Annotated in this window: 18 protein-coding genes and 3 tRNA genes; 14 read left to right on the top strand and 7 right to left on the bottom strand. The window is 26.5% G+C overall.

What is annotated here, in order from left to right; genetic code table 11:
- The first annotated feature begins 55 nt into the window (after positions 1 to 55).
- The 4 genes from L8X28_RS04185 to L8X28_RS04170 all read left to right on the top strand — a co-directional run bounded on the left by L8X28_RS04185 (position 56) and on the right by L8X28_RS04170 (position 2,527).
- A complete protein-coding gene (locus tag L8X28_RS04185; protein WP_263665622.1) occupies positions 56 to 907 on the top strand; it encodes a DUF234 domain-containing protein in 852 nt (283 codons plus the stop codon).
- Between the two features lie 2 nt (positions 908 to 909).
- Entirely contained in the window at positions 910 to 1,926 is a 1,017-nt protein-coding gene (locus L8X28_RS04180) for a sensor histidine kinase (RefSeq protein WP_263665621.1), read from the top strand.
- A 42-nt stretch (positions 1,927 to 1,968) separates the two neighbouring features.
- A tRNA-Arg gene (locus L8X28_RS04175) sits at positions 1,969 to 2,045 on the top strand.
- A 14-nt stretch (positions 2,046 to 2,059) separates the two neighbouring features.
- Positions 2,060 to 2,527, top strand: a complete 468-nt coding sequence (locus tag L8X28_RS04170; RefSeq protein WP_133319272.1) for a tRNA (cytidine(34)-2'-O)-methyltransferase — start codon at positions 2,060 to 2,062, stop codon at positions 2,525 to 2,527.
- Here the strand turns inward: L8X28_RS04170 and L8X28_RS04165 are convergent.
- Positions 2,524 to 3,252 carry an amino acid ABC transporter ATP-binding protein gene (locus L8X28_RS04165; RefSeq protein WP_263659972.1) on the bottom strand — a complete coding sequence of 243 codons (729 nt, stop codon included), beginning with the start codon at positions 3,250 to 3,252 and terminating at the stop codon, positions 2,524 to 2,526. The two genes, L8X28_RS04170 and L8X28_RS04165, sit on opposite strands and share 4 nt — an antisense overlap.
- Positions 3,245 to 3,982, bottom strand: a complete 738-nt coding sequence (locus L8X28_RS04160) for an amino acid ABC transporter permease (protein WP_412175524.1) — start codon at positions 3,980 to 3,982, stop codon at positions 3,245 to 3,247. Before L8X28_RS04160 ends, L8X28_RS04165 begins: the two co-directional genes overlap by 8 nt.
- A 238-nt stretch (positions 3,983 to 4,220) precedes the next feature.
- Between L8X28_RS04160 and L8X28_RS04155 the strand changes: the two genes are divergently transcribed.
- The 5 genes from L8X28_RS04155 to L8X28_RS04135 are packed head-to-tail and all read left to right on the top strand — an operon-like array spanning position 4,221 to position 9,588.
- The gene (locus L8X28_RS04155) at positions 4,221 to 5,663 is read left to right on the top strand and encodes an alanine/glycine:cation symporter family protein (protein ID WP_263665619.1); all 1,443 of its coding nucleotides are present in this window, start codon (positions 4,221 to 4,223) and stop codon (positions 5,661 to 5,663) included.
- Positions 5,663 to 5,803, top strand: a complete 141-nt coding sequence (locus L8X28_RS04150; RefSeq protein WP_087685579.1) for a hypothetical protein — start codon at positions 5,663 to 5,665, stop codon at positions 5,801 to 5,803. Before L8X28_RS04155 ends, L8X28_RS04150 begins: the two co-directional genes overlap by 1 nt.
- Positions 5,804 to 5,837: 34 nt before the next feature.
- The gene (gene glyS, locus L8X28_RS04145; RefSeq protein WP_263665618.1) at positions 5,838 to 7,832 is read left to right on the top strand and encodes a glycine--tRNA ligase subunit beta; all 1,995 of its coding nucleotides are present in this window, start codon (positions 5,838 to 5,840) and stop codon (positions 7,830 to 7,832) included.
- Positions 7,829 to 8,635 carry a M23 family metallopeptidase gene (locus L8X28_RS04140; protein WP_263665617.1) on the top strand — a complete coding sequence of 269 codons (807 nt, stop codon included), beginning with the start codon at positions 7,829 to 7,831 and terminating at the stop codon, positions 8,633 to 8,635. Before glyS ends, L8X28_RS04140 begins: the two co-directional genes overlap by 4 nt.
- 2 nt (positions 8,636 to 8,637) lie before the next feature.
- Positions 8,638 to 9,588, top strand: a complete 951-nt coding sequence (locus L8X28_RS04135) for an SAM-dependent methyltransferase (RefSeq protein WP_318529632.1) — start codon at positions 8,638 to 8,640, stop codon at positions 9,586 to 9,588.
- Here L8X28_RS04135 and L8X28_RS04130 read toward each other — a convergent pair.
- Entirely contained in the window at positions 9,578 to 10,600 is a 1,023-nt protein-coding gene (locus L8X28_RS04130; RefSeq protein WP_263665615.1) for a bifunctional 3,4-dihydroxy-2-butanone 4-phosphate synthase/GTP cyclohydrolase II, read from the bottom strand. The genes L8X28_RS04135 and L8X28_RS04130 overlap by 11 nt on opposite strands.
- 105 nt (positions 10,601 to 10,705) lie before the next feature.
- Here L8X28_RS04130 and L8X28_RS04125 point away from each other — a divergent pair.
- Together L8X28_RS04125 and L8X28_RS04120 are read left to right on the top strand one after the other, a co-directional pair.
- Positions 10,706 to 10,780 (top strand) — tRNA-Gln (locus L8X28_RS04125).
- Positions 10,781 to 10,793: 13 nt separating this feature from the next.
- Positions 10,794 to 10,869: transfer RNA gene (locus tag L8X28_RS04120), tRNA-Met, on the top strand.
- Positions 10,870 to 13,334: 2,465 nt separating this feature from the next.
- On the opposite strand, the gene L8X28_RS04115 is transcribed toward L8X28_RS04120, so the two are convergent.
- Positions 13,335 to 13,535, bottom strand: coding sequence for a hypothetical protein (locus L8X28_RS04115; RefSeq protein WP_263665614.1), 201 nt, complete (start codon positions 13,533 to 13,535; stop codon positions 13,335 to 13,337).
- Positions 13,535 to 13,750: a hypothetical protein gene (locus L8X28_RS04110; RefSeq protein WP_263665613.1), complete on the bottom strand. Its 216-nt coding sequence runs from the start codon at positions 13,748 to 13,750 to the stop codon at positions 13,535 to 13,537. Before L8X28_RS04110 ends, L8X28_RS04115 begins: the two co-directional genes overlap by 1 nt.
- A gap of 321 nt (positions 13,751 to 14,071) precedes the next feature.
- On the opposite strand from L8X28_RS04110, the gene L8X28_RS04105 reads away from it, so the two are divergent.
- The gene (locus tag L8X28_RS04105) at positions 14,072 to 14,896 is read left to right on the top strand and encodes a KAP family NTPase (protein ID WP_263665612.1); all 825 of its coding nucleotides are present in this window, start codon (positions 14,072 to 14,074) and stop codon (positions 14,894 to 14,896) included.
- A gap of 108 nt (positions 14,897 to 15,004) precedes the next feature.
- The gene (locus L8X28_RS04100; RefSeq protein WP_263665611.1) at positions 15,005 to 15,529 is read left to right on the top strand and encodes a hypothetical protein; all 525 of its coding nucleotides are present in this window, start codon (positions 15,005 to 15,007) and stop codon (positions 15,527 to 15,529) included.
- A gap of 392 nt (positions 15,530 to 15,921) precedes the next feature.
- Here the strand turns inward: L8X28_RS04100 and L8X28_RS04095 are convergent, their stop codons facing one another.
- On the bottom strand, positions 15,922 to 16,116 hold the full coding sequence (locus L8X28_RS04095; protein ID WP_263662179.1) for a hypothetical protein: 195 nt from the start codon (positions 16,114 to 16,116) through the stop codon (positions 15,922 to 15,924).
- 822 nt (positions 16,117 to 16,938) lie between these two features.
- On the bottom strand, positions 16,939 to 17,106 hold the full coding sequence (locus tag L8X28_RS04090) for a hypothetical protein (protein WP_263665610.1): 168 nt from the start codon (positions 17,104 to 17,106) through the stop codon (positions 16,939 to 16,941).
- A 737-nt stretch (positions 17,107 to 17,843) separates the two neighbouring features.
- On the opposite strand from L8X28_RS04090, the gene L8X28_RS04085 reads away from it, so the two are divergent.
- A partial coding sequence (locus L8X28_RS04085) for an inverse autotransporter beta domain-containing protein (protein WP_263665609.1) occupies positions 17,844 to 20,213 on the top strand: 2,370 nt, incomplete at its 3' end.

Below are 20,213 nucleotides of genomic sequence, written 5' to 3'. Positions count from 1 at the left end.
AATCCTCTAATTTTTTGTTAAAATTATAACATACAAAATATTTATTTTTAAGGATGTGATTATAAAATTTGGTGATTTTTCAAAACGCTGTGAAACTTTGGAGCTTGAAAGTATTTTTGATTTTTATAGTATTTTTGATGAGTTTGAATTTGATTTGAAATTAAGTTTATATGAAAATATCTTAAATGTTTTTATTTTGAAAGCCTTTGATATTTTAGTTTCTTTAAATTTAGATGAGAATGCTTTAAAAGCTTTGAGCGTCTTAAGCAAAAACGATAGAAAACGCTATTCTATTAATAAATCTATTCCGCATTTTCAGGCTCTAGGAATTATTAATAAACTTTTAGAGAAAAATATTTTGATCTTAGAAAAAAGTCAAGAAAAGCCAATTATAAAAAACAAAAGACAGAAAGTTAAAAAAGAATTGCGCTCTTATAATATACAAGATAAGGTTGTTTTTAAAAATCAAGGATTAAGATTTTTCTTTTATTTTATATATCCTAAACTTAATTTAATCGCGATGAAAAAATACAATGAATTAATAGAACTTATCCAAGAAAATTTGGAAAAATACCAAAGTTTTACTTTTGAACTTTTATGCAAAGAATTTTTAGCAAAAAAACTTAAAGTGGATCAAGTGTATAGTTTTTGGAATTATTATCATGAAATAGACTTGTATTATCATGAAAACAATTTTTGTGTTTTAGGTGAAGTTAAATTTAAAGAAAGAAAAATATGTAAAAATGTTTTAAATATTTTGAAAAGTAAAGCAAAACAGTTGCAAATTCAACCTAATTTATATGTGCTTTTTTCAAAGAGTGGCTTTAGTAAAGAGCTTATTCTAAATAAGGAGCGTAATTTGCTTTTATATACTTTAGAAGATTTTCAATTTTTAATTAAGGATTAAGTGTGGATGAAAATATTTTAAAAAGTTTAGATTCTAGTGAAAAAGAAAACTTACAACAAGGATTAAAAGCCTTAATAGAGCAAACCTATGTTATAGAAAATGAATATAAGCAACTTAATGAAAACTACACTGCATTAAGACAAATGGTAAGTGAGATTATAGAGGTTTTACCTATGGCTTTGTGGATTTTAGACGCAAATAAAAATATTATTTTGCAAAACAACCTAGCTACACAAAAGCCAAAGCTTTTAGAATGCATTGATCTTGATAAAACACATTATGAGCTTGAGTTTGATCATAAATTTTATCTAATCAAAATCACCTCTCATACTGATAAACTTATAGTAAATGCAACAGATATTAGTGATGAAAAAAGAAATGAAAGGTTGGCTAGCATGGGAACAGTTGCAGCACACCTAGCGCATGAAATACGCAATCCTATAGGTTCTATTTCTTTATTAAGCTCTACTTTGTTTGAAAGAAGTGAGTTAAAAAATAAGCATATAGTTTTAGAAATCCAAAAAGCAATTTCAAGAGTAGAGCGTATTGTAAATTCTACTTTACTTTTTACAAAAGGAGTACATGTTAATTTAAATGAGTTTAATTTACAGGAGTTACAAGATGAGTGTGAGCAAGCTATTGGAGCTTATAATTATCTAGCTAATATCGATTTTAAATTTGAATTTTTAGATTTAAAAATCAATGCAGATAAATCTTTACTTGCTTTAGTTTTGCAAAATTTACTTTATAATGCCATAGATGCTATTGAAGAAAGCGAAAATGATGATGGTTATGTAAAGGTTAAGTGCGAACAAAAAGAAGATAGGGTTTTTATTAAAGTTTATGATAATGGTGTAAGTATCAAAGATAAAAAAATGGTTTTTGAGGCTTTTAAAACAACTAAATTAAAAGGTAATGGTTTAGGTCTTTCTTTATCAAAACAAATTATTGATGCGCATAATGGAGTTTTAGGTTTTGATGAAAATCCAAAATGTTTTTTTATAGAGCTTAAAATTTAAGCTCTATAAAATAAATTTTTTCTTAAAATAATAAAAATATTTGTCCTCATAGCTCAGCTGGATAGAGCGCAGAATTCCTAATTCTGAGGTCGCAAGTTCAAACCTTGCTGGGGACACCATTTCAAGGAAAAAGATGTTTCATATAGTCTTAGTTGAACCTCGCATACCACAAAATACAGGAAGTATAGGCAGAATGTGTTTTAATGCAGGTTTTGCTTTACATATTATCAATCCACTTTTTAGTATTGATGAAAAGGCAGTTAAAAGAGCAGGACTTGATTATTGGAAAAAATTAAATCCTTTTTTATGGGATAATTTAGAAGATTTTTTAAAAGAGTATGAAAAATTTCAAGATAGATTTTTCTTTGCGACAACTAAAACTACTCAAGCTTATTTTGATGTAAATTATCAAAAAGGTGATTTTTTATTTTTTGGAAGTGAAAGTTTTGGTTTGCCTATGGATTTAATGCAAAAAAAATGGGAAAATACTATTACTATACCGATGAAAGATTGTGGTAGAAGTTTAAATTTAGCTACGAGTGTGGGTATAGTGAGCTATGAAGCTTTGAGGCAAAATTTTGCCTCTTTTGAAAAATTTTAATGATTTAAAACTTGATTTAAAAATTCTTTCAATCTTTCATTCTTTGGGTTTTCAAAAGCTATTTTAGGACATTCATCTACTGCTATAATGCCTTTATCCATGAAAAAAATTCTATTAGCTACATTTCTTGCAAATCCCATTTCATGTGTAACTACAAGCATAGTTAAACCTTCTTTAGCCACTTCTTTCATGATATTTAAAACCTCACCTATCATTTCAGGATCTAAAGCTGAAGTTGGCTCATCAAATAAAATCACATCAGGATTCATCATTAATGATCTTGCTATGGCAATACGCTGTTTTTGTCCACCTGAAAGCTTATGAGGAAAATAATTTTCTTTATCACTTAGGCCAACTTTTTTGAGTAATTCTCGTGCTTTTTTTACTGCTTCATCTTTACCCATGATTTTTGTTTGTACTGGCGCTAGGCATAAATTTTCCAAAACATTTTTATTATTAAAAAGATTAAAATGTTGAAATACCATGCTAACTTTTTGACGAATTTTATTGATATCTGTTTTTTTATCAAGTATATTAATGTTATTGATATAAATATTACCACTATCTGGTGTTTCAAGTTTATTTAAACAGCGTAAAAAAGTACTTTTCCCACCCCCGCTAGGCCCTATAATAGCAATAATATCGCCTTTATGCACTTCAACACTAATATCTTTTAAAACTTCTAAATCTCCATATTTTTTAATCAAATTTTCTATTTTAATCATGTTTATTTAATCTCATTTCTATAAATCTTGCAATCAGTGTTAAAATTTTAACGCTTACATAATATACAAGTCCTGTAAAAATAATAGGTTTAGGGTTGTAATAAATTGCTTGTAAGCTTTTACTTTGCATGGTAATATCCATAACACTAATATAGCCCACTATTGAAGTTTCTTTAAATAAAGAAATAAATTCATTCATTAAAGAAGGTAAGATATTTTTAATTGCTTGCGGAAAGATGATTAGTCTCATAGAAGCAGAATAATTAAGCCCCATTGCTCTAGATGCTTCCATTTGTCCTTTGTCTACACTTTGAATTCCACTTCTTACGATTTCAGCTACATAAGCAGAACTATTAAGTCCAAGTGCAATAATAGCTACATAAAAATTATCACTCCAAGTGGCAAAAATCACTACTGAGAAAATCAAAAGCTGTAAAAGCAGAGGAGTTCCGCGTATAATGTCTATGTATTCATCTATGATGAAATTTAAACTTTGAATTTCTAAAAATCTTAAAAATGCTAGGAAAAAACCAAGTGCTATTCCTATTAAAATTCCACCCACTGTTAAACCAAGTGTTGTGAAATAACTATGAACATAAGCTTTGGCTTCTATAGTATAAGCATATTCTCCTGTAGCTAAGTCATTTTGATCTTTAACTTGTAAAATTTCAATAGGAAATGAAAAATAAGCCCAAAAAACAATAATGGCAAAAAATACAAAAATTTTCATCGTATTTTGTTTCAATTTAAACACCTTATAAAATTTTAAAAAAACTAAGTGTATAAAAATTAAGTTTTCTTTTTACTTAAAAGCATTTTTATGTGTTTTTTTGGTAAATATCGTGAGTTAAATTTTCACATAGCTGTAAAAAATAAAATAAAATTAATATAAAATTATATTTTTTTGTAGCAAATTCATTTTTTTATGATAAATTTACACTCGATTAAATTATAAAAAGGAGATAAATATGGATTTAATATCCCAATTTGTTGGCTTTGTAAATAATCAGTATTATTCCATTTTGGTTATTTTGCTTATTATTGTAGGGTTTTATTATAGTTATTTGACGGGTTTTGTGCAATTTCGAATGCTTCCTTATGTGTTTGACATTTTGACAGAAAAGCAAGAAAAACATGAAAAACACCATATTACTCCTTTTCAGGCTTTGATGATTTCAACAGCTTCAAGAGTTGGTATAGGAAATATTGCAGGTATTGCAGTAGCGGTTGTTTTGGGCGGACCTGGTGCTTTGTTTTGGATGTGGGCTATGGCATTTTTTGGCGGCGCTTCGGCTTTTGCAGAAAGCACTTTAGCACAAGTTTATAAAAGTCGTGATGGAAAAAGTTTTAAAGGTGGCCCTGCTTATTATATTAGTAAAGCTTTAAATTTAAAATGGCTTGGAGCTGTTTTTGCGGTGATTTTAATCATTACTTATGCTTATGGATTTAATGGACTTCAAAGTCAAACTATGACTTCAGCATTTGAGTTTTATTATAAAGGTATGGTTGATGCTAGCGAAGTAAGTTTTTCGCAAAGTTGGTGGCCTATTGTAATAGGGGTTATTTTGGCTATTTTTGCTGCTTATATGTTTTTTGGTGATCATACTAAAATAGGTAAAGTAAGCTCGGTCATCGTTCCTATTATGGCGATGATTTATGTTGGTTTATCTATTATAGCGATGTTTATGAATTTTGATAAAATTCCTGAAGTGTTTTCTATGATTTTTAAAAGCGCTTTTGATTTTGAAGCTATTTTTGGTGGATTTGCAGGTTCTGCTTTGGTTATAGGTATAAAAAGAGGATTATTTTCTAATGAAGCAGGTATGGGTTCAGCACCAAATGCAGCAGCTTCTGCTCTTACAACTCACCCTGCAAAACAAGGGGTTATTCAAGCATTTTCTGTGTTAATTGATGTGATTATTTGTACAAGTTCAGGATTTTTGGTATTATTTTCACTTGCTTATGCTAATAATATTGGTGTAGACGGTAAGCCTATTTTAACAGCACTACCTTTGGTACAAGAATCCATGAAAGAATATTATGGAAATCTAGGTGTGCATTTTACTACTGTTAGTATAGTTTTATTTGCTATTACTTCTTTGATAGGAAATTATTATTATGCTCAAGCAAATATTAAATACCTTACTCAAAATCCTATTATTATCAATCTTTTTAAAGCAAGTGCCGTGCTTATGATTTTTATTGGTGCAAATATGGATTTAAAATTTGCGTGGGATTTAGCTGATACTACTATGGCGTTTATGGCTACGATTAATATCATTTCTATTTTATTGCTTGGTGGTATAGTGAAAAAGGTATTAAAAGATTTTAGCGAGCAAAAAAGACAAGGTAGAGATCCAGTGTTTAGTGCTTCAAAGCTTGGTATTAAAAACGCAGAGTGTTGGGACTAATGATAGATTATATTATTATTGCTTTGTTTGTAGCTTTTATGGTTTTTCTTGTGTTTGGCTTTAACCGCCAAATGCAAGAAAAAGCCAAACAAAGAGAAGAAAAATTAAAAACAAAGAAAGATTTTAAAAAAAATAGGTAAAATACACTAAAAAATTTTTAAAAAAGAGTGTAAAATGAAATTGTTAATAGAAATAGGTACAGAAGAACTTCCTGCTATTCCTTTATTAAAAGAACTTCCAAATATTACTAAAAAATGGGAAAAGATTTTACAAGAGTATCATTTAGAATCTGAATTTAAATTTTTCTATACTCCTAGAAGATTGGTTTTTATCCATGAAAATTTTAAAGAAAAACAAGATGATTCTTTTGTGGAATTTATAGGCGCACCTAAGGCGATAGCTTATAAAGATGGAAAGCTTACTCAAGCAGGATTTAGCTTTTTAGAAAAAAGTGGTTTAAAAGAAGAAGAGCTTGAATTTAAAGAAATTAAGGGTAAAGAAGTATTGTATTGTCAAAAACAAGTACAAGGCTTGCAAAGCAAAGCAGTTTTAGCTCAAATGATCGAGGCTTTTTTAAAAAGCTTGAGTTTTGGTAAAACTATGAGATGGGGTGATGGTAGATTTGAATTTATCAGAGCTATTCGCTCGCTTTGTTGTATTTTAAATGATGAATTGATTGAGTTTGAAAGCTATGGCGTTAAAAGTGCAAAAAGTACTTTTGTGCATAGAAGTGTTAGTTATGATTTGATAGCTTTTGCGAATATTGATGAGTATTTTAAAACTTTAGAGCAAAATTATATTATTTTAGATCAAGAACAAAGAAAAAAGCTTATCATTAAACAGTTAAAAATACTCGAAAAAGAAAATGATATTACTATTGCAGAAGATGATGAGCTTTTAGCTGAAGTTGTAGCTATCACAGAGTATCCAAAGGCATTATTAGGGCATTTTGAAAAAGAGTATTTAGAAATCCCAAGCGAAGTGATAATTACTTCTATGAGAGAAAATCAACGCTATTTTGCAGTATTTAAAAACAATACTTTAAGCAATCATTTTATTGTAGTTTCTAATGCGGTTTGTGAAGATTATTCTAAAATCATTAATGGAAATGAAAGAGTTTTAAGAGCAAGATTAAGTGATGCGATGTTTTTTTGGAAAAATGACTTAGCGCAGGGTTTAAATAATGATAAAATAAGCCAAATGGTTTATCTTGAAGGACTTGGAACCTTAAAAGATAAAATTATTAGAGAACAAAAAATTGCTACTAAGCTTTGTGAGGTTTTTGCTAATACTCAAAAAGATGAAATTTTAAAAGCTATAGAATACTCAAAAGCTGATCTAAGTACTCAAATGGTGTATGAATTTACTGATCTTCAAGGTATTATGGGATCTTATTATGCTAAGGCTATGGGTATGAGCGATGAGCTTGCTTTGGCGATTAAAGAACAATACCTTCCAAATGGCGATAATTCAGCTATGCCAAGTAATGAATTTAGTTCTATTGTAGCTTTGGCTTATAAATTTGATACACTCATGGCGCTTTTTTCAATGGGGAAAATCCCAAGTGGTACAAAAGATCCTTATGCTTTAAGAAGAGCAGCAAATGGTGTTTTAAAAATTATTCTAGCTTTAAATAAAAATTTTGATCTTAAGATATTTTTAGAAACAATAGCTAGTGAGTATAAAAGCTTTGATTTGAAAATTTTACTAGACTTTATCTTAGAGCGTTTATATACTTTTTATGAAGTAAATGCTTCTTTTGTTAAAGCTGTACTTAGCTCTAAAACTTATGATGTTATTTATATTGATTCTTGTATTAAAGCTTTAATACAAAGTGCAAATAAGGCAGATTTTAGTCAAAATTTTGCTACTTTTAAGCGCTTGGCAAATATTGCAATATTAAGTGAAGTTCAAATTAATGAAAATTTGTTTAACACTCAAGAGGAAAAAGATTTATACCAAGCTTTTATGCAGTGTAAAACAAAAGAAAATAACACCCAAGAGCTTTTAGAAAGCCTTTTTGCGCTAAAACCACAAATTGATGCTTTTTTTGATAAAGTAATGATTAATGACAAAGATGAAAATATTAAAAACAATCGTCAAGCTTTAGTATGTGCAATTTATCGTGGGTTTTTAAAAATAGCTGATATTAAAGAGCTTAGCGTATGAGAAAAATTCTTTTTTTACTTTGTTTTTTGGTATTTGTATTAGAAGCTAGAGAGATTGAGCTTGTAAAAGGTCAAGTAGTTTTTTTAGAATTTGATAAAAATAATTTTTTACAAATTAGCTCAAATTCTAAAAAACTTCCTTTTTTTGAGTATAAAAATAAAGTCATTGTTAGTATAGCTATACCTTATAAAAATCCTAAAGATAGAAAATTAATAGCTGAATTTAAAGATAATTCCAAAGAAGAAATTAACATAAAATTTAGCGAAGGAAACTATAAAAAAGAATTTTTAAAAGTTAGTGCTTCTAAGGTTAATCCACCTAAAGAAACACTTGATCGCATTAGCAAAGAATATCAAGAAGCTATTAAGGTTTATAATACTTATACCAATATGGCTTTATTTGAAGGCAATTTTACATACCCTTTAGAAAGTAAAATTACAAGTGTTTTTGGAAAAGCAAGATTGTTTAATGATACTCTTAAAAGTTATCATAGCGGAACTGATTTTAGAGCAGCAAGTGGGACAAAAATTTATGCTAGCAATGATGGTATTGTAAGGATTGCTTCAAATCGTTATTATGCAGGAAATTCAGTGGTAATTGATCATGGATATGGGATTTATTCTCAGTATTATCATCTATCAAAACTTAATGTAAAAGTAGGACAAAAGGTAAAAAAGGGTGAGCTTATAGGTTTGAGTGGAGCTAGCGGTAGGGTTACAGGGCCACATTTGCATTTTGGAATTTTAGTTAATGGTGTGCAAGTTGATCCACTTGATTTTATAGCCAAATTTAATGCTTTATAATGATAGCTTTTAGTGAGTTTTTTCAAAATTGGATTGATAAATATTACTCCCAAGCTGTGAGTGTTGGTAAAAATGGAGATTTTTATACCGCAGTTAGCGTGGGAAATCTGTTTGGAACGCTCTTAGCTAATCATTTTTTAAAACTTATAGATGATAAAAAGCTAATTTTACCGGTTGAAGTTGTAGAAATAGGGGCAAATGAAGGGTATTTAATGCTTGATTTTATACAAGCTCTATACACTCTTAGGGCCGATGTTCTAGAGCAGATTGAGTGTTTTATCATAGAGCCACATGAAAAATTAAAATGTGTTCAAAAAAAACTTTTTGATGAGTATGATTTGGATGTAAAAATTTATAATTCTTTGGAAGAATGTCATTTTAAAAACGCCTTTTTTTACGCTAATGAATTATTTGATTGTTTTGCGTGTGAGCTTATAAAAGATAGAACAATGGCATATGTTGATGATGATTTAAACATTATTTTTAAAGCTATGAATGAAGATCTTTTAAAAGAATGTGAAAAATATTCTATCACTAATAGCGAGCTTTGTATTTCTTATAAACCCTTTTTATCCAAATTAAAACAAACCTGTGAAAAACTAACTTTTGCGTGTTTTGATTATGCAAAAAAAGAAGAAAAAATTAGTATTAGAATGTATAAAAATCACCAAGTGTATAATCTTTTTGAAGAAAACTTAAAAGATTTTTTTGCTAAAAGCGATATTACATATAATGTAAATTTTGATCATTTTTTACAAGTTTTAAAAGAAGAGGGCTTTGAGGTTTTAGAATATAAAAATCAAAATCAAGCCTTAATTGATTTTGGTTTGGAAGAAATTATCGAGCAAGTTAAAAATATTAACCTCCAAATTTATAAAAACTTTATCAACCAAAGTAAAAATTTGATGTTTAACTTTGGCGATAAGTTTAAGTTTTTAGAATTTAAGCTTTAAAATCACTGCTTGTAATATCAAGCCCAAAGCCTTTTAAGCCTATAAATTCTTTATCGGTATTTTGACTTAGAAGTTTGATTTTTGAAATTTTTAAATACCTTAAAATTTGCGCCCCTATGCCATAATTTTTAAATTGTATGTTTTCTTGTTTTTCATTTTTCATGAAAATGATTACACCACCTTTTTGACTTAAAAATTCAATTTGTTTTAATAACTCATTAAATTTATTAGAAGTTAGAAGCTCAAAGTCGCTTCCACTAAGATAAAATTTAACATTCTCGCATTCTTTCAAAGTGCCAAAACTAAAAACTATGTGTTCATTTTCATTGTGATCTTTAAAAGTCATTTTTTTAGCTTTAAAACCTGCTAAAATACTTTCTTCTTCTTTAATTAAAGAAATCAAACTTTCATTTTTTAAACGATACTCGATTAAATCTGAAATAGTAATCATATTAATATCGTGTTTTTTGCAAAACTCAAGCAAATCGCTTCTTCTAGCCATATCTCCATTATCTTTAACAATCTCACATATCACGCATGCTTCTTTTAATCCTGCCAAACGACATAAATCCACTGTTCCTTCTGTATGGCCCGTTCTTTCTAAAACTCCACCTTTTTTTGCTATCAAAGGATTAATATGTCCAGGACGCACAAAATCACTCGCCTTTGCATTATCATCAGCAAAAATTTGTATAGTCATATCTCTTTCGTAGGCACTTACTCCTGTTGTTGCATTTTTTGCATCGACAGTGATGGTAAAAGCTGTTTCGTGATTTGATGTGTTTTTAGGTACCATTAAAGGTAGTTCAAATTTTTTAGCTAAGTTCTCACTTAACGCTACGCATACTACACCTCTTGCGTGAGTGATGGTAAAATTTACTTTTTCTTGTGAGCTAAATTGTGCAGGGAAAATCAAATCCCCTTCATTTTCCCTATCTTCTGCATCCACCATTACCAACATCTTACCATCTTGAAGTTCTTTTATAGCTTGTTCTATACTTATATATCCCATAAAATCATTCCTTGAAAATATTTTAAAAATATTATAGCATTTTTCTTGACATTGTATAAAAAATAATATATAATATCACTTTTAATTTAAATAAAAAATTTCTATTGGGGTATCGCCAAGCGGTAAGGCAACAGGTTTTGGTCCTGTCATTCAGGGGTTCGAATCCCTTTACCCCATCCACTTCATATGATGCCGCGAAGTAGAGCAGTGGTTAGCTCGTCGGGCTCATAACCCGAAGGTCGGGAGTTCAAATCTCCCCTTCGCAACCATTATATAAAAATAATTTATAATCTATTTCAACAGATGTTTTTTAGCAATATTGAAATCGAATTAATTTAAAATTTCTAAAATTATTGAAATTTTAAAAATACAATACAAAGAATAAAATAGATAAAATATATTTAACAAGAATAAATGGCGAGTTTAATAGGCGTATGATTTATTAATTAATATTGCACATGCTTTGTATTTTATTGTAAAAATGCAAAAGAATGATATTTTTTTGCTAAATAGGTAATGTATTAAAATTTTTAGAGTGCAAGAAAAAACAATATTGATTTAAAGTCTAACAAAGAAAAATATTTCTTAATTGATGAAGAGCAAATGAGGAAACTTTATATTTTAAAGCTGGATATAACAAGATAGTATTATAAGCTGCTAACTACTTAATCATTTCTTGATTAAATTCTTTAAGATCTATAAATAATAAATCTTTATAATGATTAGCAAATGCTTTTTTTAAGGTTTTATTAAATATTTCATTATGAATATTCATTCTAAGATTCTTTAGATAAGTATAATAATGAGTAGTGTTAAGTTCTTTAATAAAACATTCATAGTTTTTTAAATTCACAGCCATTATCTGTGAGTATACTAAATTCTTTTATGAGTATTATTAGTTTTTAAGATAATAACAAAACTTTTAAGATATGCTAGTATATCTTGTCTTTTTAGGAGATAAAGCTACAGTATAATCAATTCTTGTAACTAAATCTATCATAGTAAGTATATATTTTTATTTTATTATCGACATATTTTATAGTATCTATTGCCCAAGTATTCATAGGAGTTGTTTTAAGATTTTTTTAGTTATCTATTTTTAACTCTCTCTTGTAGCTTTTATTTTGGCCTAGATAATTAATTCTTGTAAGTGTTATTCTCATTTTATCTTTAGAGATGATTCTTCTTATGGTGGAAACACTAGGAGGTTTTATTATAAAAAAGGCTTTAAAAAATAATACAATCTTTCTTTATCTAAATTTATATAAATATGCCTAAGTATTTTAATATTTAAAGTAATTTCCAAATCAAAAGAACTTCTTATATTTTTTACTTTAGTGTATTTTGTATTTAGGGTATTTAAATTATCATTATTTTTGTGATAAATTTCTTGTTTTCTAAAAAGTGTCTTTTTATCTATATTAAAAGCTTCTAAAGTAGCTTTTAAACCATGATGCTTATGAAAGATATAATTTTTATTCTTTGTTCTATTATTTTATGTTTTATTTCAAAAATATAACTATATTCTCTTAATTTAGCAAATCCTTTTATACATCTAAATAAATAATCTGTTTGGATAAATATTCCTTAGTTAGTTTTATTAATCAAATATTTCTTGATTGGTAAATAAAAGATAGTAGTTTTATTAACTAAGAAAGTGCCAAATGTGTTCGAACTTGTGTGATAATATTTTATCTTGATGTTTTTAATCTTCACATTGAAGCAATATAAAATAAGTATAAGAAATTAATTTTAAAATATTTTGTATAATTATTCTAAGGTATATTGTAGCAATTATTATGTTATTGTAATAATAATCAAGATTTATTTAATGATTACTCTCTCTTTTTTTATGAGTCATTAAATGATATAAGAATAAATTATACTCTTGTTTTCTAAGTTGATAACATGAAATAATATTTATTTTATACTCTTCTTGAATATTAAAGATAATAAATATCTAACCACTGCAATAATCTTTAAAAAATATTGATTAAGTTTGATGTTGAAATAATGTATGCCGTATTGCCTTCTATATAGTATGAACTACAAGTAAAATTCTTTCTTTTTTAAAAAATATGATCTTCTTCATCACTTGATTGATATAACTAAGCCATATTTATATGTAAATCACTGATTTGATCTTGTTAAAACCAATTGCAATGAAACTTAAAATAAATATGGTAGTTTTGATTTTTAAACATTTGAAGAAATGGAATAAAAATCCTGAAAAAATTATCAATTATTTTAAAATAATTATAGACAAACATGACAATGAGATAAATATATAGTATTAATTTTAAAATCCAATTTTATACAAATCCAACATAATAAAGATTTTCATCACTTAGTTATTTTAAACAAACAATTGCGTTAAAAAATGAAATCATAAATAATGCTATGAAAAATATATCAAACTTATAGGATAAAATTTTTAAGTAAAAAACTATAAATGGAGTGCGGTTGTAAATATCAAAGAAACTACACCAATGAATGATTTAGAAAATCTTTTTTAAACACTTTTAAAAATACGGCTTTTAATGCCATTAAATAGCAATCACCGTGATGAAGAAGAGAAGAAGCAAGATAAGGTTTTCAAAAGAAGCACCTTTTCTTTTCTTCTCTAAATAAAATACACCTTATAGGTGCTATATGTTTTGTACTAAAATGGGTGCTAGGGTTGTCTAAGTGTGTAGCACGGAAAGCGGACAAAGTCTGCCGCTTAATATTAAGATTAAACAGATATATCTAAAAGCTGATCTTTTTTATTGTCTGCTTTATCTGTATTTGTAGAATTACTTTGTTCTTCTTTTTTAGCTTCAGCTTCTACTTTTTTTGTATCTTCTTGCTGTTTAGCAATCGCCTCTTCTAATGCAGGTTTATCTCGATATTCTACTTTGGTATCTACCAAGCCGTGACAAGTATTAACAAACATTAACAATATCCTGTCCATTTGCAAAAAGCATCTTGATAAATAGGTTGATGTATTGTTTGGCAATTATGAAAAGTTGCACAAGTTATACTTCTACCTTCTATATATTCTTGTTGTGAATTATTAAAATTTTTCTTGCTATGATAACTATGATTTGAAGCTGAAACAAGGCTAGATAATGAAGCAATAACTGCTAAACCTAAGATAATTTTTTTCATTTTTGAGTCTTTCTATGATTATTTTTGATATATGAATAATTATAAAAGTCAAAAAATTAATTTAATATTAAATAACAGAAAAAACAAAAATTTGTTTAAACATTGAAAAAAAATTACTCAACTTTTTTTGTTTTTTTTCTCGCGTATGCGTATGTATTTTTATATATTTTTTAAAAAAAGAAAGGCTGTCTGAGTGCGTAGCTGTAAGGGGTATTTTAAAAAGAATATGTAACTATCTATAGCTTTAAGGTTTGGAGGATAGTTACATAGAAAACTTAAATAATTTTATATAATTACATAAATATTTTATAGGAGTGTATAATGAATAAGATTGACACTATCGCAAATTTTTTAAATAAAAAATCTAAAAAATGTTTAGCTATAAATGGATCTTGGGGTATAGGTAAAACTTATTTATGGAAAGAAGTTGAAAATAAACTTTCTAAAGATAAAAAAGTTGTTTATATAGATCTTTTTGACAAAGAAAGTTATAAGCAAATATTAGAAGAAATAGTTGTAAGCCTACATGGAGATTATAATAAAATTACCAAAACAACTTTTAAAGGTTTAGAAGGTTTGGTTAAAAGTATAAGTGGCGGCTTAATAGATATAGATAGTGATGCTATTTTTTCCTTTTTAAAAAAGGAAGACTTTTATAATATTATTGTGTGTTTTGATAACATAGAAAGAAGATCTGATAATCTTTCTTTGAAAGAAATTTTAGGACTTGTAAATTTACTTAAAGAAGAAAAAGAATGTAATGTTGTTGTGATTTTTCATGAGGAAGAATTAAAAGAACAAGATGGCATTTTGACTGAAAATAATAAAGAAGAACAAGCCAAACAATATAATAGTAAAAACTGGTATCAAATATACAAAGAGAAGGTTATTGATTGTGAAATAACGATAAAAGACAATGATGAAGTAGCAAAAGCAATCATAAAAGATAGAATAAATAAATATACTAAAATTACAGATGAGATAAGAAATATTATTGAAAATATTATTTTCGAAAGATATAAAGAACAATGCAATGGAAATCTAAGATTATTATATCATGTGTTAGAGCATATAGATTATTTTAATACGCAATGTTTTTTATTGTTTTGCAAGTATGAAAATAAAAAACATTTTCAGATGCTCTAAAATTAAGTTATAAATCATTAATATTTCAAATTAAAAAATCTTTCTATTACAATAGAAAAAAATGACTTTTCCTCAAACTACCATCTTTACGAAAAATACCTAAAAAATATGTTTCATTTAAGTAAAGAAGAAAAATACCAACTAAGACGCGATTTTTATCAAACTTTAAAAATTGATCTTTATTACAAACTTCAAAACTGCAAGATAGAATATTTAGTAGGTAATTTAAACGATGAGCAATTCGTAAAAGATATTGAAAATTCACTTTTAAAAATAGATTTTTATTTAAAAAATGGAATGACACACTTTCCTTATGGTTTTTATCAAATTTTACTTTCAACCTACACACAAATTACAAAGAAAAAATTAAGCAACATAGAAGAAAAAATCAATCAGCACTATATAGAAGCTCTTGTTATGGAAGAATTAGAATTTGATTTTCGCGATGATTATAAATCAGATAAAGATCTTTTAAAATTATTAAAAGATGAAAAATGGAAGCGTTATTATGAAGATACCAAAGAAAAATACAAAACAAGCAAGTATGAAAATATTAATGATTTTATCAATAGCTATGAAAATATAGAAAGTAGTTTTTATCCTGAAGCGATCAAACAGTATAATTTTTTTTAAAAAAGAAGAATTAATACAGCTATTTAAAAATAATAACAATTTTTGTAAGAAATTTTTTAATCATTTTTCTATGAATATGGTTGCAAGTCATAAATTTGACGATGATTTAAATAATAATTTATTCCAAGCTTATTTAGATTTTTTAAATTTAGATGAAAATAAAATAAAAAAAGTATTGTTTTAGAATATATAAATTCACAAAATAGCGTATTAAGAAAGTTACTAATAGAATAATTGCGTTAAAGATATTCAATAAAATACTATTAAATTTACAAAAATTAAAAAGTTCTTATGTGTTTATAATTTACAAACATTATAAAATTAAACTACTTATCTCTTTTTAATTTATCAATAAAATCACTCCATCATCGCATTAACTCTCTTTTCTATCATCAAGTCTTATATACCGCTTTTACTTTATTTCTTTCCCTATGATCTAAACATAGTTCTATAACTTCACTATCTTGTTTATGAATATTTTTATACTCATAAAGAAAAGTTGAAGCAGTAGCTCTAAAACCATGATATAGTATTTCATCACCAAAACCTAATCTTTTAATGGCTTGATTTAATGTGTTTTTACTCATTTTTTAGATTTACTTATATCATTTGAAAAAAACATATTTTGAATCTGAGTAAGAAAAATTTTTAACATATAAAAGCAAGCCTAAAACACTCTGACTTAGCGGAATAATAAAATCCTCTCTTGCTTTAACTTTATTAATTTTTTTCTCAAAATCTACTTCTTTTTATTCTAAATTTCTAATATTAGCACTTCTTAAAAAATAAATATGGACTAATTTGCAAAGAAATTTTTGTAAAAATACTTATTAATCGCAAGTAGTAATTCTTTAAATCTTGCTTCATCTGTGAAGTTTTATGACTTTGAACTTTATTAGTACCATAAAGTGCTTTTTTATATTTTGATTTTTAGTATTTTCTTTTTGAATATGTTCTTTTGGATTAATGCCTTATGATAGCATGTCGTTATAATCATTTGCAATCTCTCTCGCTCGTGTTAATATGGTTATAGGATATTTTCCTATTTTAAAAGAATACCCTTTTTATTAAGTTTATATCTAAAATAAAAATTCTTATCAATATTTCCATGAAAAATCCTAGCTTCAATATATAAATTTTTAGTACAAGCACTTTGATATAAGTTTTTTATCAACAGTTAAATTTTTTTAAGCTCTTAATCACTGATTTTCCTTTAAAGTGTGTACAAAAAATATTTTTTTTAATTTGTCAAAAGATTTTAATTGTGGTAATAATTCGTGATAGAGAAGTAATGGTGGATTTAGAAAGCGTATGGTTTATTAATCAAACACCTAAGTATCCATACTTTAGAAATTAAATATCTAAATAACATATACTTTTGAAAATTCAATAATTTGTATAGTTAAATCTCATTTTAAAGATTTAATCCCTGATACAACTTTAGCTATTTCTTCAATGGAAAATAATACATAGCAAGATACTTCCATAGATTGTATTTTACCTTTTCTTCTTAGATTATCAATAATTCCTGAAGAAACGCCTAATACTTTAGCAAATTCTTTTTTACTTAAAGACATTTTTTTATATTTCTCAAAAAATTTTTGTTTCTAAATAATTCTTGGTTGTGCTAATCTTGCTTAATTGTGAAATATGTTTGTTTTAATTTATAAAAATAACATATAAAACTATAAATATCTTTATATATCTAACTTTATTTAATCACTTTTTATTTTCTGTTAAATATTATATATATTCTTTTACCTATTATCCAAATTATAAAAACATACAAATTATAATTAAATATATTTTTTTAATAAGTAATTTTAAGATTATAACAACTATTATCAAATTTATACAAAAACTCTATATTGTAGTTATCTAAAGAGTATAATAAGGTATTTATACTCTTTATTTATTACTATATATAAGCTTAGTATTTATACTTTATATACCAAATATGATAAATACACCTTACACTGTTATCTAAAATACTAAATGCTAATACTTTTAAAAATGTTAAATAGTATAATAAAATATAAATATAAAAATTCAAAAAGCTTATTTTTCATTGTTTTTAAAAAGTAAATGATAAGTTTTTTTCATATATATTTAAATAATAATAAATCTATTTGCATTTTTTTAATAAAAAATAAAAGTAATTTTGATTATAATTTATAAATAATTATTATATTTATTAATTTTTTGGCTATTTTTCAATATTTTTATAACTTTTTTATCACTTTTGTATTTTTTGTGTTATCATATTCTCATCACAAATAAAAAATTTTATGCAAAGGATTCGGGGGGGGGGGATATGAAAAAAACGCTTTTATTTGTTTTACTCATTCACACTTTTCTTTTTTCTCAAATAATGATTTTAAAAAATCAAGATAAAATCATTATAGATAACAATCAAACTCTTGCACTTAATCATGTAAACCATGATCAAAAGCAAATACTTAAAGAACATAATAACATTGACTCAAGAGTCAAAAAGCTATTAGAAGAAAAACCAAAGAAGGATTCTAATCTTAGTAAAGAAGATGAAGAATTATCTAGTAAGGTTGTTAATGTTATTCAAACTATAGGTAATGTATATAATGCCAAAGATAGTAAAGAAAGAGATGAGCTTATAAGAGATTTAGCAAGCAATTATTTAAGCTTACAAGCTAATACTTTAATCCAAGAATATTTACATACTCTTAATCACTCCATTAATAGTGAGTTTAATTTAAACTATAATGATAGGGGTGGTTTAAGTGGTAATGCTAAAGTTCTTTTACCTATTATGAGTGAAGATAATCCAAAAATATCTTATTTTCTACAAAGCGGTATAGGTGGATATGATAATAATAGAATCATAGGTCATTTTGGCGGTGGTATAAGATATTATCCTAATGCACTAGCATTAGATAATTCAGGAAATATCATGCTAGGATTAAATTTAGTTTATGATCATGATTTTAGTAGAGAGCATAAAAGAATATCTTTGGGCTTTGAAAGTATGTTAGATACACTAGCTTTTCATGCTAATATTTATCAAAGATTAAGTGATTGGATTAGTAGTTATGATTTTAAAAATGCAAATAATGATCTAACTTTCTTAGAACGCCCTGCTAATGGCTGGGACATGGGTATTAAATATGCTTTTCCTTCTATGAGCAATGTAGCTGTTTTTGCTAATATGAGTAAATGGTATGGAGAAAAAGTAGCTCCATTTGGCAATGTAAACTGCTATGAAGATTTAGAAAAAAATCCTTTAGTGTATGAAGGAGGTATTACTTACTCACCCTGTCCTGCATTAACTTTTTCGCTAAGCCATAAAAAAAGTAATGAAAGTGATAAACAAGGCACAAATATAGCTATGAATTTTAACATACCTTTAGATAAAGATGCCTTCAAACACGCTTTTGATACAAAATTAGCAGGTATAAATAATACCATTGAAGGCTCTAGAACTCATTTTATAGATAGAGATTATTCTATAGTGCTTGAATATAAAGCTATTAACAATACTTATCATATTTCTTATTGCGGAAATTTGGGAGGTAATACTCATTGTATTATGCTTAAAGATGGCTTTAATCAAGCAGTTAAAAATGTTGCTATGAGTGTAACTCCTGAACAAAAAAGTGTAATCTTAAAAGATGGAAATCATTATATTACTGATAGTAATGGAAAAGTTTTTGTAAAAATAATCCATTCTTATGGAGTCCATCAAACCAATTTAATTGCTAAAGCAGGGAATGCTCAAGAAAGTTTCCCTATTACTATCATAGCTCCAAAAGAAGACTTTAGGATATTTGCTAAACCTTCTAATATACAAAGATATGAAAAATCTCTAATCACATTTACAGGAAATGATTTAGCAGGCGATTTGGCAATTCATTGGAAATTAAATGGTAAAGGAAGTTTAGAAAAAACGCCAAATTCAGATAAAACTGATAAAGATGGAAATTCAAATATCATTTATAAACCTGATGTAAACATGAAAGATAAAGAAAAAGCTGAAATCATTGCTAATGTATTGGGAGTTACTTTAAAAACATTTGTTCAAATAGCAATTTATGGAGATAATGATATTATCTTAGATAAAGCTATTATAGGTAATAAAGAAAAAACTCATGCAAGTTATAAAAACTTAAAAGCTAATTCTACAAAAGTTAAATGGAGTATACAAGGAGATAATGCTTTATTTGTTGATAAAGATAAAACTACTAAGGAGCTTAATTTAATAGCTGATGATAAAGGTGAGAGTAATGTAGAAATTATAGGACTTAGTGGAAATGAAAAAGTAAAAATCATTGCTAAGAATATGAGTGATGAATTAGTAAAAGAAAGAAGTAAAGATTTAGAGATTAAAAATTATACAGCCACTATGGAGCTTCCTACTGGAAAAGATCCTGTGACTCATCAAGACTTTGAAAAAGGAATGATTGATTATAAAAGCGACTTTGAAGTAAAACTTAAAGGTTTAATGCCAAAAACAAAAGTTTTATGGAAGGCTAAAGATATACAAAGCAATAAAACTTTAAGAATTAGTAACGATAAAGAAAGTACAGCTGATGATAAAGGTGAGAGTAAGGTAGTATTTGAAGGAGTAAAAGATTTTAATATTAAAAGATTACAAATCATTGCTACTTATAATCAAAGCGCAGCTAGCACTCAAGAAGTAAGTGGAGAA

The organism is Campylobacter sp. CNRCH_2016_0050h, assembly GCF_025772605.1.
GTDB classification, from domain to species: Bacteria; Campylobacterota; Campylobacteria; order Campylobacterales; family Campylobacteraceae; genus Campylobacter_D; species Campylobacter_D lari_D.
Note: the sequence above shows the minus strand (reverse complement) of the source record. Positions and strands in the feature narration are given on the sequence as shown.